The organism is Variovorax sp., assembly GCF_965279555.1.
Taxonomy (GTDB): domain Bacteria; phylum Pseudomonadota; class Gammaproteobacteria; order Burkholderiales; family Burkholderiaceae_C; genus Variovorax.
Map to the genome: position 1 here is coordinate 5,134,181 of NZ_OZ257247.1, position 15,642 is coordinate 5,149,822.

Here is a 15,642-nt window from a genome sequence, read left to right on the forward strand (position 1 = left end):
AGCGGTCGAGGATACGCGCAAAGGATTGCAGGAATCAATCAACCGAATGCAATCAAACGAATGCCCGAAGCCATATTCGCAACCTAGGCTGTTCGGCGGATGCGCTCGATCAGTCCGTTGAGTGCCTCGATGGAGCCGAAGTGGATGGCGAGCTCGCCGCTCTCCTCGATCCGGCCGCCGCGCTTGCTGCGCTTCTTGATGCGCACCTCGACTTCGGCGGTCAGCAGGTCGGCCAGTTCTTCTTCCACGCGCTGCAGGTCGCGCGACTTCTCGCCGTCGTTGCTGCGGCGCGAGGGTGTGAGCGTGAACTCGGCCGCAAGCTTCTTCACCAGCGCCTCGGCTTCGCGTACCGACATCTTCTTGGCAGCGATCTGGTTGGCGGCCGTGATCTGCGTGCCCCGGTCGAGCGACAGCAGCGCGCGGGCATGGCCCATGTCGATGTCGCCGGCCATCAGCATCTGCTGCGCGGGCTCGGCCAGGTTCAGCAGGCGCAGCAGGTTGCTGGCGGCGCTGCGCGAACGACCCACGGCCTGCGCGGCTTGCTCGTGCGTGAGGCCGAATTCTGTAACAAGACGTTGCAAACCTTGGGCTTCTTCCAGCGGATTGAGGTCCTCGCGCTGGATGTTCTCGATGAGCGACATTGCCGCAGCGGCCTCGTTGGGCACGTCGCGCACCAGCACCGGCACGCTGTCGAGACCCGCCAGCCTGGCGGCGCGGAAGCGGCGCTCGCCCGCGATTATTTCGTACTCGGCATTCTTGGCGGCTGCCGATTCGGGGTCGAGCCTGCGAACCAGGATCGGCTGCATGATGCCCTGCACCTTGATGCTCTCGGCCAGTTCGTACAACGCGCCTTCGTCCATGCGCGTGCGCGGCTGGTAGACGCCGGCGACCATCTGGTCGAGCATCAGCGTGTTCGGGTTCTGCGGCGCGCCACCCTCTTCCCGGCCGCCATTGCCGCCACCGATGCCGTTGTCGGCGGAAGGCGCAGCCGTCGGGCCGAGGAGCGCTTCGAGGCCGCGGCCGAGGCCCTTGGGTTTCTTGGTCGCCATCAGTTCTTTTCTTTCGAGATTTCGTTCAGGAGGTCCCGGCCTTCGGGCCAGTCGCCCAGGCCGGATTCGGCATTCAGGTGGCCGCGTGCGCCGGCGTCGACGAAGCGCGCGCCCCAGTCGCTGGCCATCTGGCGCGAGCGCGAGGCTTCGCAATACGGATCGTCGTTGGCGGCGATGAGCACCGCCGGAAACGGCAGCGGCTGCCGCACGATCGGCGCCCAGCCGGGAATCTGCTGGCGCAGGTCGTCGCGCTCCAGGTCCCCGGGTGCCACCAGCAGCGCGCCACGCACCTTGTGGGTGTTGCGCGAGTGCGAGGCCCAGGCGGCGACGAGGATGCAGCCGAGGCTGTGCGCGGCCAGGACCACGGGGCCGGGCGATGCCAGCACTTCTTCCTCGAGACGGATCGACCAGTCGCCGCGCAGCGGACGCATCCACTCGTGCTGCTCGACACGATGGTCGCCGTGGACGGATTCCCATCGGGTCTGCCAATGGCCGGGGCCGCTGTTCTGCCATCCGGGTAGCAGCAGGATGCGGGGTGCTGCAGTCATGTGCCGTGGCCCCGCGTCAGGCGTTGTTTTCGCTGGTGGAACCGGACTCCGGCGCGGTAGCCGGCGCCATTACGTCGGCCGGAATCGGCAGGTCCGGCGCGATGCGCTCCACCGGCACGATCGGCGGCGCCACCGCGCCCGAGGCGAATGCGCTGGCAGGCGGCATCTTCTCGACCAGCTCCTGGGCAAAAGCGATGAAGGCCTGGCTGCCCCGCGCGGCGGGGTCGAACACCACGCCAGGCAAACCGTAGCTCGGTGCCTCGGCCAAGCGCACATTGCGCGGAATGACCGTGTCGAACACCTTGTCGCCGAAGTGGGACTTCAGCTGCTCGCTCACCTGCTGCTGCAGCGTGATGCGCGGATCGAACATCACGCGCAGCAGGCCGATGATCTGCAGGTTCTTGTTGAGGTTGGCGTGCACCTGCTTGATGGTGTTGACCAGGTCGGTCAGCCCTTCGAGCGCGAAGTACTCGCACTGCATCGGCACGATCACGCCGTGGGCCGCGCACAGGCCGTTCAGTGTCAGCAGGCTCAGGCTCGGCGGGCAGTCGATCAGCACGAAGTCGTACTCCGCGCCGACGGCGGCCAAGGCGGTGCGCAGGCGCTTTTCGCGGCGGTCGAGCGCGACCATCTCGACTTCGGCACCCGCCAGCTCGCGGTTGGCACCCAGCACGTCGTAACTGCAACCGCCCTCCACCAGCTTGTCGGACTTGACCCGCGCTTCGGCCACCGAGGCCGATTCAAGCAGCACGTCGTACACCGTCAACTCCAGCTGCCGCTTGTCGATGCCCGAACCCATGGTGGCATTGCCCTGGGGGTCGAGGTCGATCATCAGCACCCGCTGGCCGACCTTGGCCAGGCCGGCGGCGAGATTGACGGTAGTGGTGGTCTTGCCGACGCCGCCCTTTTGGTTGGCAATGCAGAAAATCTTGGCCATGTCTGTACGAGGGAGTCGATCAGCGGGAAATCGCGAGCTTGATGCCGAAGGCGATCAGGAAGGTGCCGGCCAGCTTCTCGAGCGTGGTGGAAATGCGGGGATTGGCACGGATGCGCTCGGCCAGGAAGTGCGTGAGCAGCGTGGAAGTCAGGCCGTACAGGAAGGTCAGCGCGGCGATGGTGACAGCCATCGCGCCGAAGGTGATCAGGCCCTGGTGACGGGCCGGATCCACGAACAGCGGGAAGAAGGCCATGTAGAACACGATCGCCTTGGGATTCAGCAAGGTGATGGTGAAGGCCTGGCGCAGGAAGTGGTTCGGCTTGATGTTGAGGATGGGTGCCGAGCCCGGCTTGGCCAGCAGCATCTTGATGCCCAGCCAGGCAAGATAGCCGGCACCCAGCCACTGCACCGCCTTGAAAGCGGCCGGATAAGCAGCCAGCACCGCAGAGACGCCGGCGACGGCGGCCCACATCAGGCACTGGTCGCCCAAAATCACTCCGGCTGTTGCTGCCAGCCCGCCTCGGATTCCGCCCTTGCTGGTCGAAGTGATCAGCGCCAGGTTGCCCGGGCCAGGAATCAGGAGGAAAAGGACAATGGCGGCGACGAATGCGCCGTAGTCAGCGATGCCGAACATGGGTTTTGCCTCGAAAAAGCGAGCCGGAGAGAGACCAGAGGGGAGGCATCGAGTCTAAGCGAGCACGATGCCGTGAAGGCTGTTATGGCACCGGCTTTTGCCGGCGCCACTGCTTCTTTTGGTAATCGAGGTGCCTGCTCAGGCGGATTCTTTGCGCGCCCAGACGATGCAGCGCTCGGCGTCCAAGCCTGGAACCGCAAGTTGTTCCACGTGAAACACTGCAACGCCCTTCGGCAAGGTCGCGAGTTCGTCGGCCGGTACCTTGCCCTTCATGGCAAGCCACACCGCACCGGGCGCCAGCAGATGCACCGAGCCATTGAAAAAATCAGGCAGCGAGGCAAATGCGCGCGAGCTGATGATGTCGTAGCTTCCCGTGAGCGACTCGACGCGGGCGTGCAGGCCGCGCAGGTTCGGCAACTCCAGCTCGGCTGCCACCTGCTGAACGAAAGCAGCCTTCTTGGCCACGGCATCGAGGCAGCTGACGTCGATATCAGGCCGCATGATGGCGATCACGACGCCGGGCAATCCGCCGCCCGATCCTACGTCCAGCAACTTGCCCTTCCCTGCCCACTCGCGCTGCAACGGCGCGATGGCAGCCAAGCTGTCGAGTAGATGGTGCGTTAGCACGCTCGCCGGATCACGCAGCGCGGTCAGGTTGTAGACCTTGTTCCACTTGAGCATCAAGGTGCCGTAGGCCAGCAGCTGCTCGCCTTGCTGATCGGACAGGGTCACGCCCAATGCAGCCGCGCCAGCGCGCAGCGTATCGATCGGCGCCGTCATTCGGCGGCTGCTTCCGTGGCGGCTGCGTCGCGGGCGAAGGCCTTGTGACCACCCTTGCGCAGATGGATCATCAACAGCGAGATCGCTGCGGGCGTCACGCCGGAGATGCGCGACGCCAGGCCCAGCGTCTCCGGACGGTGCTTGTCCAGCTTCTGCCGCACCTCGAAGCTCAGCGCCTTGACTTGCCCGTAGTCGAAGTCAGCCGGCAGCTTCAGGTTCTCGAAGTGCGCGGCACGCTCTACCTCGTCGTGCTGGCGCTCGATGTAGCCAGAATATTTGGCAGAGATCTCGATCTGCTCGATCTCGGTTTCGCTGAGCATCGCTGGGGCGGCATATTTACCGCCGTCCAGGGACATAAGCGTTTCGTAGTTCACATCGGGCCGGCGCAGCAGGTCGGCCAGGTTGTATTCATGGTCGATGGCCTTGCCCAACACACGCTCCGACTCCGAAGCCGGCAGGTTTCGCGGATTCACCCAGATCGACTTGAGGCGCTCTGTTTCACGTGAAACAGCATCGCGCTTCCGGCTGAAAGCATCCCAACGCGCATCGTCCACCAGGCCCAACTTGCGGCCAGATTCGGTGAGGCGCATGTCTGCGTTGTCTTCACGCAGCTGCAGGCGGAACTCGGCGCGGCTGGTGAACATGCGGTAGGGCTCGGTCACGCCCTTCGTAATCAGGTCATCGACCAGCACGCCCAGATAGGCTTCATCGCGACGCGGCAGCCAAGCGTCTTCGCCACGGCATTGCAGCGCAGCGTTGATGCCGGCAAACAGGCCCTGAGCCGCCGCCTCTTCATAACCGGTCGTGCCGTTGATCTGCCCGGCAAAGAACAGTCCCTTGACCGAACGGGTCTCGAAGCTGCTCTTGAGCTCACGCGGATCGAAGTAGTCGTATTCGATGGCATAGCCCGGCCGCAGGATATGCGCGTTCTCCAGCCCAGGCATCGAGCGCACCAGCTGGTACTGGATGTCGAACGGCAGGCTGGTCGAGATCCCGTTCGGGTAATACTCGTTGGTCGTCAGGCCTTCGGGCTCCAGGAAGATCTGGTGGCTCTCCTTGTCGGCAAAGCGGTTGATCTTGTCTTCCACGCTCGGGCAGTAGCGCGGACCCACGCCGTCGATCTTGCCGGTGAACATCGGACTGCGGTCGAAGCCCGAACGGATGATGTCGTGCGTGCGCGCGTTGGTGTGGGTGATCCAGCAAGGCATCTGCCGCGGATGCATGTCCGTGCGGCCCATGAAGCTGAACACCGGCATCGGCCCTGCCCCGCCCGGCATGCCGTCACCCGGCTGCTCGGTGCATTTCGAGAAATCGATGCTGCGGCCGTCGAGCCGTGGCGGCGTGCCGGTCTTGAGGCGGCCCTGTGGCAGCTTCAGTTCCTTGAGCCGTGCCGACAAGCTCACAGCCGGCGGATCGCCTGCGCGGCCAGCCTGGTAGTTGTCCAGACCGACGTGGATGCGGCCATCGAGGAAAGTCCCCGCCGTCAGCACCACCGTACGCGCGCGGAAAGCAATGCCCACCTGGGTGACGGCGCCGACCACGCGGTCGCCCTCCACCATCAGGTCGTCGACCGCTTGCTGGAACAGGCTCAGGTTCGGCTGGTTCTCCAGGCGATGGCGAATGGCCGCCTTGTACAGCACGCGGTCGGCTTGGGCGCGCGTCGCACGCACTGCCGGGCCCTTGCTCGAATTGAGAATGCGGAACTGAATGCCGGCTTCGTCGGTGGCAATCGCCATCGCGCCACCGAGTGCGTCGACCTCTTTCACCAGGTGGCCCTTGCCGATGCCGCCGATCGACGGGTTGCAGCTCATCTGGCCCAGCGTCTCGATGTTGTGGGAGAGCAGCAGCGTCTTGGCGCCCATGCGCGCGGCGGCGAGCGCGGCTTCGGTGCCGGCATGGCCACCGCCGACGACGATCACGTCGAATTCTTCGGGGTACAGCATTTGGAATGGTGGCGCACAACTGACGCGTGCGCGGCGCAAAAAGGGGCACCGATTTTAATCGCCGGTGCGGTCTCGCGCCCATTGTGTGGACAAGCTAGAGGGCCATGCCAAATCGGCCCCGGATGCACACAACGATTGGAAAGTCTGCTATATATTTAATAGCAAACAAACCGCGTCAGCCGGTCACTTCTTCCACTTGGACCACCGGCACGGGCTTCTCTATGCCCACCAGCGCGCCCGAGGGTGGCGGTGGCTTCGGCGGTTCGAGGCTTTCGTCCTGCAGTTCGCGGATCACCAGCTTCTTGTCGGTCATGCGCACATTGCCGAAGATCGTGCAGAAGGCCACGTCCTTCGCGTCGCGCCCCGTACCCACGCGCACCAGCCGGTCGACAGGCGCCATGCGGGTGGGATCGAACAGCACCCACTGTCCGCCGAGCCAGGCTTCGAACACGGCATGGAAGTCCTGCGGCGGCTCGTCGAACCACACATAGCCCACCACCAGCCGCGCCGGAATATTGAGCGCGCGGCAGAAGGTGATGCCCAGGTGCGCAAAGTCGCGGCACACGCCGGCGCGTTCCACGAACACCTCGCGCGCGGTGGTGGTCGAGTCGCTGCTGCCCGGCTCGTAGGCGATGCTTTCGTGAATCCAGTCGACGATCGCCTGCACCCGGCCGATGCCCGGCGGCAGGTCACCGAACAACTGCTGTGCGCACCGCGACATCAGGTCCGACTCGCAGTAGCGCGTCGGCATCATGTAGTGCAGGACATCGTCAGGCACCTCGTTCACCGGCACTTCGCGAAGATCGGTCGGCACCGCCACATGGGCACGCTGCACCGTGGCCTTGTAGCTGATCTTCAGCGGCCCCGGCTTTGCATCGAAACGAATGAAGCGATTGCCGCTGCCCTCGTCGCAGAACACCTGCATCTCGGTCGGTGGCTCGATGCTCAGTTCTTCGTTGACGACCGCCTGCGCACCCGCACGGGCCGCCTCGATGTTGAGCAGCATGTGCGCCGGCGCGGCGACTTCGTAGTCGAGCTGCGCGTCGATGTGGGAGATGTGCATGGGTTTCTCTTCAGGTGCGTCGTCGACGCGAACGGTGTTCGGGCAATTGCCAATGAGCCTGCGTCACGAGCAGCACACGCAGTACGCGATGCGCCGGACTCTGCAGAAGCCAGCCCAGCGACCGCGCCTGCGGCCACCGGGGTTTGTCGCGCAGCATGGCTCAGTCCAACGCTTTCTTCACGGCACCCACCCCCAGGGCGGCCAGCACCACGAACAGCACCGCCAACACCAGGAACAGGCCGAACAGCAGCTTGGCAATGCCGGCCGCGCCGGCGGCCACGCCACCGAAGCCCAACAGGCCGGCCACCAGCGAGATGACGGCAAAGATGATCGCGTACTTCAACATTCAAGACTCCTTCGGCAGTGCCTTGCCCGCCGTGCGAAGGAGCTTAAAAACGGCCGCGGCGGCGCCCGATAGTCACCTCGCGCAAGCCGTCGTAGGACAAAAACGCGACGCCGCCAAACCCGCTAGCATCCGCCGTGGTCTCCCAGAACAATCACACCTCGCCAATCCATTGGAGTTATTTCGAATGAAGCTGTATTACTCGCCGGGCGCCTGCTCGCTGTCTCCCCACATCGCCATGCACGAAGCCGGACTCGCCTTCGAGCCCGTGCTGGCCAGCACCAAGAGCCACAAGCTGCAAGACGGCACCGACTACTACGGCATCAACCCGCTGGGCTACGTGCCGATGCTCGAACTCGACGACGGCACCCGCCTGCGCGAAGGCCCGGCCATCCTGCAGTACATCGCCGACCTGGTCCCCACAAAGAACCTCGCGCCGGCCTCCGGCACCATGCAGCGCTACCGCCTGCAGGAGTGGCTGACCTTCATCGGCACGGAAATCCACAAGGGCTTCAGCCCGCTGTTCAACCCGGCCATGCCGGAAGAAGCCAAGACCATCGCCAAAGAAAAGCTGGCTTCGCGCTTCAAGTGGCTCGACAGCGAGCTGGCCGGCAAGCAGTACCTGATGGGCGACACCTTCAGCGTGGCCGACGGCTACCTCTTCACCGTCACCAACTGGTCCAAGCCGACCGGCGTGGACATCTCCGGCTACCCCAACCTGCAATCCTGGCACGCGCGCGTCGGCGCCCGCCCCGCGGTGCAGGAAGCAATGAAGGCTGAAGGCCTGCTGAAGTAAGCCGAAGCAAGCAGAAGAAGCAACACGGCCGGGCAACCCTCAGGGAAAACCCGGCCTGCTTCAGCCACAAGCCGCATGCCGCGGCTTTTTTTTCGGGCCACTCTCAGGGCATCGCTTCAGAAGAAGACCGAAGCCCCGAAGAAGGAACCGCGCCATGCCCGAAACCCCTCCCCCCGTCGAACTGCGCGAAGAGATGCGCGGGCCCGTCATGTGGCTCACCATCGAGCGCGAAGAACGCCGCAACGCCATCAGCGGCGCCGTGCTCACCGGCCTGGGCGATGCACTTCGCCGCGCCAACGACGACAGCGCGGTGCGCGCCGTGGTCATCACCGGTGCCGGCACGCGCGCCTTCTGCGCGGGCGCCGACCTGCAGAGCGGCACCTCCTTCAAGTTCGACTACGCGGCGCCCTACCAGGGCTTCGCCAACCTGTTCCGCCAGGCCCGCCAATCCACCGTCCCGCTGATTGCGCGCGTCAACGGTGCCTGCATGGCGGGCGGCATGGGGCTCATGGCGATGTGCGACATGGCCGTGGCCGGCAGCCATGCCGTGTTCGGCCTGCCCGAGGTGAAGGTCGGCCTCTTCCCGGCACAGGTGCTCAGCGTGCTCGGCGGCCTGCTGCCGCGCCGCGTGCTGGCCGAGATGTGCATCACGGGCGAGCCCATCGACGCCAAGCAGGCGCTCGAACTCGGGCTCGTCAACCGCGTGAGCGAAGACGTCGACGAGAGCGTCGACTGGCTCCTCGGCCGCATGCTCGACAAATCGCCCGCCGCCATCCGGCGCGGCCTCTACACCATGAAGAAGATCGAGGCGATGGCCTTCGAGGAATCGATGGCCTTCACCGAAAGCCAGATCGGCCTGTTCGCACTGACCGAGGACGCGGCCGAAGGGCAACTCGCCTTCCGCGAGAAACGCAAGCCACAGTGGAGCGGCCGATGAACGACAACCAACGCATCGTCCGCATCGGCGGCGCCTCCGGCTTCTGGGGCGACAGCAGCGTCGGCGCGCCGCAGCTCGTGCGCAGCGGGCAGATCGACTACCTCGTGTTCGACTACCTGGCCGAACTCACCATGTCGATCCTCGCGGGCGCGCGCCTCAAGAAACCCGAGCTGGGCTATGCGACCGACTTCGTCTCGGTGGCGATGAAAGCGGTGCTGAAGGATGCCGTGAAACAAGGCATCCGGGTGGTGAGCAACGCAGGCGGCGTGAACCCGCAAGGCTGCGCCGACGCATTGGCGGCACTCGCCGCCGAACAAGGCATCGCGCTGAAGATTGCGGTGGTGAGCGGCGACGACGTGTCGCCCCTGCTGCCGCAGCTGCGCCAGTCGCAACCGCCAGTGCGCGAACTGCAGAGCGGCGCGGCGCTGCCGGAACGCGTGCTCACCGCCAATGCCTACCTCGGCGCACGCCCGATACAGGCCGCGCTCGATGCGGGCGCGCAGGTGGTCATCACCGGCCGCTGCGTCGACTCGGCCGTCACGCTCGGCGTGCTCATGCATGAATTCAAATGGCAGCCGCACGACTTCGACCTGCTCGCCGCCGGCAGCCTCGCCGGCCACATCATCGAATGCGGCTGCCAGGCCACCGGTGGCCTGCACACCGACTGGGACACCGTGCCGGACTGGCCGAACATCGGCTACCCCATCGTGGAATGCAGCGCCGACGGCAGCTTCGTCGTGACCAAGCGGCGGGCACCGGCGGCAAGCTCACGCCCGCCGTGGTGGGCGAGCAGATGCTCTACGAAATCGGCGACCCCGCCGCCTACCTGCTGCCCGACGTGGTGGCCGACTTCACGCAGGTGCGCATCGAGCAGGCCGGCGAGCACCGGGTGCGCGTGCAGGGCGCGCGCGGCCATGCACCGACCGCGAGCTACAAGGTCAGCGCCACCTACGTCGACGGCTTCAAGACGGCGGCGCAACTCACCATCGTGGGCTTCGACGCAGTGGCCAAGGCCCGGCGCACCGGCGAGGCGATCCTTGCGCGCACAGGCACGCTGTTCGCGCAGAACGGCTTTGGCCCCTACAGCGCGACGCATCTCGAGGTGCTGGGCGCGGAGTCATGCTACGGCCCGCATGCGCAGGCCCTGCAGACGCGCGAGGCAGTGCTGCGGCTCGCGGTGACGCATCCGCGCAAGGACGCGCTGGAGCTGTTCGCGCGCGAAGTGGCGCCTGCCGGTACCTCGTGGGCACCGGGCACCACGGGCGCGGGCGGCGGCCGCGCGTCGGTGTCGCCGTCGATAAGGCAGTACGCATTCCTGCTCGACAAGTCGATGGTCGAGACAAGCGTGACCATCGACGGCGAGCGCATCGATGTGCCCCGCACGGAAACTCCCGCTTCACCCACCGTACCCGTCCGACAGGCTGCCAGAGCCGAACAAACGACGACGACGCCGGCGGAAGACACCGTCGAAGTACCCCTGGTCCGCCTGGCCTGGGCCCGCAGCGGCGACAAGGGCGATACCTCGAACATCGGCGTCATCGCGCGCCACCCCGCCCTGCTCGGGCTGCTGCGCGAACAGCTCACCGAGGCGCGCGTGGCCGGGTGGCTCTCGCACCTCGTCAAGGGCCGCGTCACGCGCTACGACGTGCCGGGCATCGGCGCCTTCAACTTCGTCTGCGAACAGGCGCTGGGCGGCGGCGGCATGGCGTCGCTGCGCAACGATCCGCTCGGCAAGGGCATGGGGCAGATCCTGCTCGCCATGCCCCTGCGCGCGAGCCCGGCCTTGCTGGCGCTGCTTGCCTAGCATCAATCCGGACAACCGTACGGCAGCAGGGTTGAGGCCGGGCGCTTAGCCTTGCGCCTGTTTCAACTTTGCCTCTGACCCCACGATGTCCTCCCTCTTCGACCCCGTCCAGGCCGGCGACCTGAAGCTCGCCAACCGCATCGTGATGGCGCCGCTGACGCGCAATCGCTCGCCCAACGCCATTCCGCCCGACATCGCCACCACCTACTACGCCCAGCGCGCCAGTGCCGGCCTGCTGATTACCGAGGCCACCGCCATCAGCCACCAGGGACAGGGCTATTCCGACGTGCCCGGCCTCTACGGCACCGAGCAGCTCGACGCCTGGAAGCGCGTGACCGACGCCGTGCACGCCAAGGGCGGCAAGATCGTCGTGCAGCTGTGGCACGTGGGCCGCGTCTCGCACACCGAACTGCAACCCGGTGGCGGCAAGCCCGTGGCGCCCTCGGCCATCACCGCCAAGACCAAGACCGTGCTCATCAAGGACGGTGTACCGACCTTCGTAGAGACCTCCGAGCCGCGCGCGCTCGACGCCGGCGAGCTGCCAGGCATCGTGCATGCCTATGCGGTGGCCGCACGCAGCGCGGTCGAGACTGCCGGTTTCGACGGCGTCGAAATCCACGGCGCCAACGGCTACCTGCTCGACCAGTTCCTGAAGGACGGCAGCAACAAGCGCACCGACGACTACGGCGGCAGCATCGAGAACCGCGCCCGCCTGCTGCTGGAGACCACCCGCGCCGTGGTCGACGCGGTCGGCGGCGGCAAGACCGGCATCCGCCTGTCGCCCGTCACGCCCGCCAACGACGCGCACGACAGCGACCCGCAGCCGCTGTTCACCTACGTGGTGAAGCAGCTCGCGCAGCTCAACCTGGCCTACATCCACATCATCGAAGGCGCCACCGGCGGCCCGCGCGAAATCGAAGACCGCCCCTTCGACTACGAAGCCCTCAAGACCGCCTACCGCGAAGCCGGCGGCAAGGGCGCCTGGATGGTCAACAACGGCTACGACCGCCCGCTGGCCGAAGAGGCGGTGAAGGAAGGCGACGACCTCGTGGCCTTCGGCAAGCCCTTCATCTCGAACCCCGACCTGGTGCGCCGCCTGCGCGAGAACGCACCGCTGAACGAACTCGACAAGGCCACCATGTACGGCGGCGGCGCCAAGGGCTACACGGACTACCCGGCACTGGCCTGAGTCCGCCCGGTCGGTTTTTCCACGGCCCAGGCGCGCTGCCGGCGCGCATGGGCCGATTTGCCTGCGCGGCTGCGAGCCCGTACGCTCGGCACTCATCCAATACCGGGAGGAGATGCCGCATGGCAACGGACAACCACGAGGAAGAAGAGAGGTCGGAGCCGGGCGCACGCCCGGTGGTGTCGCGCGACCCCGAGGCCTACCACGGCGACATGGTCACCATCGCGCGCCGCTTCACCCCCACCGATGCACAGCTGCTCTGCGGCTGCCTCCAGGCGGCCGGCATTCCGGCCACCGTGGCCGATGCGGCGCTGGTGCAGACCAACATGCTGTGGAGCATCGCCCTGGGCGGTGCCAGCCTGCGCGTGCCGCAGGCTTTCGTGCAGGAAGCCAACGAGGTCATCGCCGCCTACGAACGCGGCGAGTTCTCGCTCGACGAAGACTTCGACCCCAACGTCTGAGCCTTTTCTTTCATTGCCGCGCTTTCATCCATGGCCCACATCGAACACAAGCTCGCCGCGCTCGGCCTCGTGCTGCCGCCCACCATCACACCGCCACCGGGTGTGGTACTGCCCTTTGCCTTCGTGCGCGTGCTCGGCCGGCGCGCCTTCATCTCGGGCCACGGGCCGCTCAATGCCGACGGCACCATCGCCACGCCGCTCGGCAAGCTGGGCCGCGAGCTCACGGTCGAACAGGGGTATGCGGCCGCACGGCTCACCGCGCTTGCGATGCTCGGCAGCCTTCAGCGTGCCATCGGCGATCTCGACCGCATCACCGCATGGACGCGGGTGTTCGGCATGGTGGCGTCGGCACCTGGCTTCGACAGGCAGCCGGCCGTGATCAACGGCTTCTCCGACCTGATCCTCGAGCTCTTCGGCCCCGGGATCGGCATGCATGCGCGCAGCGCCGTGGGCATGGCGGAGCTGCCGTTCAACATCCCGGTCGAGATCGAGGGCGAGGTGGAGTTCGAGCCGTGAATGACGCAAGCTGGACCCTGCGGCGCGCCGATGCGGCAGATGCCGCTTCCATCACCGAATGCGCTGTGGAAGCCTTTCGCCACTACATTCCACGCCTTGGCCTCACGCCATTGCCGATGACCAGGGACTACGAAGCTGCCATCGCAAATGCACAGGTCTGGATCGCGACACAACAGGCGCAGACCGTCGCCGCGCTGGTGCTCGACGTCACCGAAGAAGGCTTCCTGATCGACGTGATCGCGGTGCGCCCGCAGCACCAGGGCACGGGCGTCGGCCGCGCGCTGCTGGAGCTGGCGGAGCGCGAGGCATTGCGTCAGGGCCACGATTCGATCTACCTCTTCACCAACGAAAAGATGACCGAGAACCGCGCGCTCTACGAGCGCATCGGATATGTCGAATACAAGCGCCTCGCGCTCGAGCGACGCACTCGCGTGTTCCTGCGCAAGCCATTGGGGTGAGCCTTGCCATGCAGCTCGAACGCATCCATCACGCCGCCATCATCTGCGCCGACTACGCGGTGTCCAGGCACTTCTACACAAAGGTACTGGGCCTGCGCGTGGTGGCCGAAAACCATCGCGCCGCGCGCGATTCGTACAAGCTCGACCTGGCCTTGCCCGACGGCTCGCAGATCGAGCTCTTCTCGTTTCCCGGCGCACCCGCGCGCCTCACGCGGCCCGAGGCACAGGGCCTGCGGCACCTGTCCTTCGAGGTGCACGACGTACAGGCCGCCGCCGATGAACTCGCGGCTCAGGGCATTGCCGTGGAGCCGCTTCGCACCGACGAATACACCGGCCGCCGCTTCACCTTCTTCGCCGATCCCGACGGCCTGCCGCTGGAACTCTACGAAGCCGCGCCGGCCGAAGAGCTCGATGCGCTGCTGCTGAAGCTCGAAGACGCATTGCACCTGCGCGAGGTGCGCGCGAACGCCGCGCAGCTGAAGGAACTGCTCGACGACGGCTTCCATGAACTCGGCGTATCGGGCGAAATATGGACGCGGCCCGCGATCATCGAAGCACTCCGCGGCGAGACTTTCTCGCAACGCACGATGACGGACTTTCGCGTGCTGCGCATGGCACCCGACGTGGCGCTGGTCACCTACCGCGCACACCGTGAAGCGATTCCTGAAAGGCCCGCCGCGGATTCGTTGCGCAGTTCGCTGTGGCGGCGGCGGCATGGCCGCTGGCGCATGGCGTTCCACCAGGGTACGCCGCTCTCGCGCTGAGCGAACGCGCGGCGGAGCGGGCTCAGGCCACTTCGCCGAACGCCACGCTCACGCGCAGGCCGGTCGGCTCGGCGGCTTCGAGCCGCAGCTCGGCGCCCAGCAGCTCCGCATAGCGCGACACGATCGACAGCCCCAGCCCCGAGCCCTGTCCCAGCTTCTCGCCGGCCGGGCCCTGCGCCCAGCGCTGCATCAGGTCGCGCTGTGCTTCGATCGGAATGCCAGGCCCGTCGTCGATCACGCTCAGCGTGCGGCCCGCCAGCTCGACCGTGATGGTGCGCCCGCCATAGCGCAGTGCGTTGTCGATCAGGTTGTCGAGGATGCCTTCCACCAGCGCCTCGTTGGCATACACCACCACGCCGTCGTCGAGGCCGCGTGCGCCCAGGTCGACACCGCGCGCATCGGCGCGTGCGAGGTGGCGCAACACCGTCTGTTCGGCCAATACGTCCAACCGCACCGGCACGCGCTTGAGTTCGGTGCGCGCCTCCTCGGCCAGCGCCAGCGCGAGCAGCTGGTCGATCAGGTGGCTGGCTCGCGCCTGCCGTTCGGACACGCGCTCGAGCTGCTCGCGCCACACGTTGGTGTCGTGCTGCGCAAGGCCGTATTCGGCCAGCGCGCGAATGCCCGCCAGCGGCGTGCGCAACTCATGTGCCACGTTGCCCACGAACTCGCGCTGCGCCTGCACGCTTTGGCCCAGGCGTTCGAACAGCGAGTTGACCGCATTGCCCAAACGCTGAAGCTCGCGCGACGTCTGCGCCACCTGCACAGGCGACAGGTCATGCACGTCGCGCCGGTCGAGCGCACGTTGCAGGTCGGCCAGCGGCCGCAGGTCGCTGCGAATGCCGTACCAGAGCCAGACCGCGAGCAGCACCAGCAGCAGGATCTGCGGTGCCAGCGCATAGCCGAGCAGCTGCCGCACCAGCGCGGTCCGGCTCAGCGTGGTCTGCGCAATGATCACGCGGTAAGGCATGCTGAGGTCGGGCTCGGCGTCATGCTCGAGCACCACCGCGCGCAGTGCGCTGCCTTCGTAGTCGATGTCGGAGAAGCGGTAGCGCGAGCCGTCCACAGGCAGCGGCGCATTCAGGCCGGCCTGGCCCGAGATCAGCGTGCCGTCGAGCCGCTGCACGGCGAAGTACACCTTGTCGACCTGGTCGAACAGCACCGTGGCCACTTCGCGCGGCGTCAGCAGCAGCTCGATGCCGCGTTCGCCGGCTTGCACGTTGGCAGACAGCGCATAGGCGTCGTCGAGCATGCCGCGGTCGAAGGCCTGCTCCGAAAAATAGTTGGCGATGACCAGCGCGATGACGGCACCCACCATCCACGTGAGCGCCAGCGGCACCAGCACGTTGCGCAGCACGCGCCGCGTGAGCGAAGGCGCGCGCTGCGTGGCCTGCTGCTGTTCTGCGGTCTCGCCGGTCACGCGCGG

The 15,642-nt window shown here is 66.5% G+C and carries 16 protein-coding genes and 1 pseudogene; 8 read left to right on the top strand and 9 right to left on the bottom strand.

Annotation, left to right across the window (positions count from 1 at the left end; translation table 11 throughout):
- Positions 1 to 83: 83 nt before the first annotated feature.
- From ACQY8B_RS24020 to ACQY8B_RS24055, 8 genes are all read right to left on the bottom strand, one after another.
- Complete coding sequence (locus ACQY8B_RS24020) at positions 84 to 1,049, bottom strand: ParB/RepB/Spo0J family partition protein (RefSeq protein ID WP_422089005.1); 966 nt, start codon at positions 1,047 to 1,049, stop codon at positions 84 to 86.
- A complete protein-coding gene (locus ACQY8B_RS24025; RefSeq protein WP_422089006.1) occupies positions 1,049 to 1,597 on the bottom strand; it encodes an RBBP9/YdeN family alpha/beta hydrolase in 549 nt (182 codons plus the stop codon). The genes ACQY8B_RS24020 and ACQY8B_RS24025 overlap by 1 nt, the downstream gene beginning before the upstream one ends.
- 16 nt (positions 1,598 to 1,613) lie before the next feature.
- Positions 1,614 to 2,534 (bottom strand): ParA family protein, encoded by a 921-nt coding sequence (locus ACQY8B_RS24030; RefSeq protein ID WP_422089007.1) that lies wholly within the window; start codon positions 2,532 to 2,534, stop codon positions 1,614 to 1,616.
- 19 nt (positions 2,535 to 2,553) lie between these two features.
- Positions 2,554 to 3,168, bottom strand: coding sequence for a LysE family transporter (locus ACQY8B_RS24035; RefSeq protein ID WP_422089008.1), 615 nt, complete (start codon positions 3,166 to 3,168; stop codon positions 2,554 to 2,556).
- A 138-nt stretch (positions 3,169 to 3,306) separates the two neighbouring features.
- Positions 3,307 to 3,948, bottom strand: coding sequence for a 16S rRNA (guanine(527)-N(7))-methyltransferase RsmG (gene rsmG / locus ACQY8B_RS24040; protein ID WP_422089009.1), 642 nt, complete (start codon positions 3,946 to 3,948; stop codon positions 3,307 to 3,309).
- Positions 3,945 to 5,891, bottom strand: coding sequence for a tRNA uridine-5-carboxymethylaminomethyl(34) synthesis enzyme MnmG (mnmG, locus tag ACQY8B_RS24045; protein WP_422089010.1), 1,947 nt, complete (start codon positions 5,889 to 5,891; stop codon positions 3,945 to 3,947). Before mnmG ends, rsmG begins: the two co-directional genes overlap by 4 nt.
- A gap of 175 nt (positions 5,892 to 6,066) precedes the next feature.
- On the bottom strand, positions 6,067 to 6,954 hold the full coding sequence (locus ACQY8B_RS24050) for a transglutaminase-like domain-containing protein (RefSeq protein ID WP_422089011.1): 888 nt from the start codon (positions 6,952 to 6,954) through the stop codon (positions 6,067 to 6,069).
- Between the two features lie 160 nt (positions 6,955 to 7,114).
- Positions 7,115 to 7,300 (bottom strand): DUF1328 family protein, encoded by a 186-nt coding sequence (locus tag ACQY8B_RS24055; protein WP_013538518.1) that lies wholly within the window; start codon positions 7,298 to 7,300, stop codon positions 7,115 to 7,117.
- A 184-nt stretch (positions 7,301 to 7,484) separates the two neighbouring features.
- On the opposite strand from ACQY8B_RS24055, the gene gstA reads away from it, so the two are divergent.
- The 8 genes and pseudogenes from gstA to gloA2 all read left to right on the top strand — a co-directional run bounded on the left by gstA (position 7,485) and on the right by gloA2 (position 14,219).
- A complete protein-coding gene (gene gstA, locus ACQY8B_RS24060) occupies positions 7,485 to 8,093 on the top strand; it encodes a glutathione transferase GstA (RefSeq protein ID WP_422089012.1) in 609 nt (202 codons plus the stop codon).
- A 154-nt stretch (positions 8,094 to 8,247) separates the two neighbouring features.
- Entirely contained in the window at positions 8,248 to 9,030 is a 783-nt protein-coding gene (locus tag ACQY8B_RS24065) for an enoyl-CoA hydratase/isomerase family protein (protein WP_422089013.1), read from the top strand.
- Positions 9,027 to 10,834: pseudogene (locus ACQY8B_RS24070) on the top strand (acyclic terpene utilization AtuA family protein). Before ACQY8B_RS24065 ends, ACQY8B_RS24070 begins: the two are co-directional and overlap by 4 nt.
- Positions 10,835 to 10,919: 85 nt before the next feature.
- On the top strand, positions 10,920 to 12,023 hold the full coding sequence (locus tag ACQY8B_RS24075) for an alkene reductase (RefSeq protein WP_422089015.1): 1,104 nt from the start codon (positions 10,920 to 10,922) through the stop codon (positions 12,021 to 12,023).
- A 119-nt stretch (positions 12,024 to 12,142) separates the two neighbouring features.
- On the top strand, positions 12,143 to 12,481 hold the full coding sequence (locus ACQY8B_RS24080) for a hypothetical protein (protein WP_422089016.1): 339 nt from the start codon (positions 12,143 to 12,145) through the stop codon (positions 12,479 to 12,481).
- Between the two features lie 30 nt (positions 12,482 to 12,511).
- On the top strand, positions 12,512 to 12,997 hold the full coding sequence (locus ACQY8B_RS24085) for a RidA family protein (RefSeq protein WP_422089017.1): 486 nt from the start codon (positions 12,512 to 12,514) through the stop codon (positions 12,995 to 12,997).
- Positions 12,994 to 13,455 (top strand): GNAT family N-acetyltransferase, encoded by a 462-nt coding sequence (locus ACQY8B_RS24090; protein ID WP_422089018.1) that lies wholly within the window; start codon positions 12,994 to 12,996, stop codon positions 13,453 to 13,455. The genes ACQY8B_RS24085 and ACQY8B_RS24090 overlap by 4 nt, the downstream gene beginning before the upstream one ends.
- An 8-nt stretch (positions 13,456 to 13,463) precedes the next feature.
- The gene (gloA2, locus tag ACQY8B_RS24095) at positions 13,464 to 14,219 is read left to right on the top strand and encodes an SMU1112c/YaeR family gloxylase I-like metalloprotein (RefSeq protein ID WP_422089019.1); all 756 of its coding nucleotides are present in this window, start codon (positions 13,464 to 13,466) and stop codon (positions 14,217 to 14,219) included.
- Between the two features lie 22 nt (positions 14,220 to 14,241).
- Here gloA2 and ACQY8B_RS24100 read toward each other — a convergent pair whose 3' ends face one another.
- Positions 14,242 to 15,636, bottom strand: coding sequence for a sensor histidine kinase (locus ACQY8B_RS24100; RefSeq protein ID WP_422089020.1), 1,395 nt, complete (start codon positions 15,634 to 15,636; stop codon positions 14,242 to 14,244).
- Between the last annotated feature and the right edge of the window lie 6 nt (positions 15,637 to 15,642).

Excerpts from the sequence above, each read along its gene's own strand:
- mnmG (WP_422089010.1), bottom strand. The coding sequence starts at position 5,891 with ATGCTGTACCCCGAAGAATTCGACGTGATCGTCGTCGGCGGTGGCCAT.
- ACQY8B_RS24035 (WP_422089008.1), bottom strand. The coding sequence starts at position 3,168 with ATGTTCGGCATCGCTGACTACGGCGCATTCGTCGCCGCCATTGTCCTT.
- rsmG (WP_422089009.1), bottom strand. The coding sequence starts at position 3,948 with ATGACGGCGCCGATCGATACGCTGCGCGCTGGCGCGGCTGCATTGGGC.
- ACQY8B_RS24030 (WP_422089007.1), bottom strand. The coding sequence starts at position 2,534 with ATGGCCAAGATTTTCTGCATTGCCAACCAAAAGGGCGGCGTCGGCAAG.
- ACQY8B_RS24055 (WP_013538518.1), bottom strand. The coding sequence starts at position 7,300 with ATGTTGAAGTACGCGATCATCTTTGCCGTCATCTCGCTGGTGGCCGGC.
- ACQY8B_RS24050 (WP_422089011.1), bottom strand. The coding sequence starts at position 6,954 with ATGCACATCTCCCACATCGACGCGCAGCTCGACTACGAAGTCGCCGCG.
- ACQY8B_RS24025 (WP_422089006.1), bottom strand. The coding sequence starts at position 1,597 with ATGACTGCAGCACCCCGCATCCTGCTGCTACCCGGATGGCAGAACAGC.
- ACQY8B_RS24020 (WP_422089005.1), bottom strand. The coding sequence starts at position 1,049 with ATGGCGACCAAGAAACCCAAGGGCCTCGGCCGCGGCCTCGAAGCGCTC.
- ACQY8B_RS24085 (WP_422089017.1), top strand. The coding sequence starts at position 12,512 with ATGGCCCACATCGAACACAAGCTCGCCGCGCTCGGCCTCGTGCTGCCG.
- ACQY8B_RS24065 (WP_422089013.1), top strand. The coding sequence starts at position 8,248 with ATGCCCGAAACCCCTCCCCCCGTCGAACTGCGCGAAGAGATGCGCGGG.
- gstA (WP_422089012.1), top strand. The coding sequence starts at position 7,485 with ATGAAGCTGTATTACTCGCCGGGCGCCTGCTCGCTGTCTCCCCACATC.
- ACQY8B_RS24075 (WP_422089015.1), top strand. The coding sequence starts at position 10,920 with ATGTCCTCCCTCTTCGACCCCGTCCAGGCCGGCGACCTGAAGCTCGCC.
- ACQY8B_RS24080 (WP_422089016.1), top strand. The coding sequence starts at position 12,143 with ATGGCAACGGACAACCACGAGGAAGAAGAGAGGTCGGAGCCGGGCGCA.
- gloA2 (WP_422089019.1), top strand. The coding sequence starts at position 13,464 with ATGCAGCTCGAACGCATCCATCACGCCGCCATCATCTGCGCCGACTAC.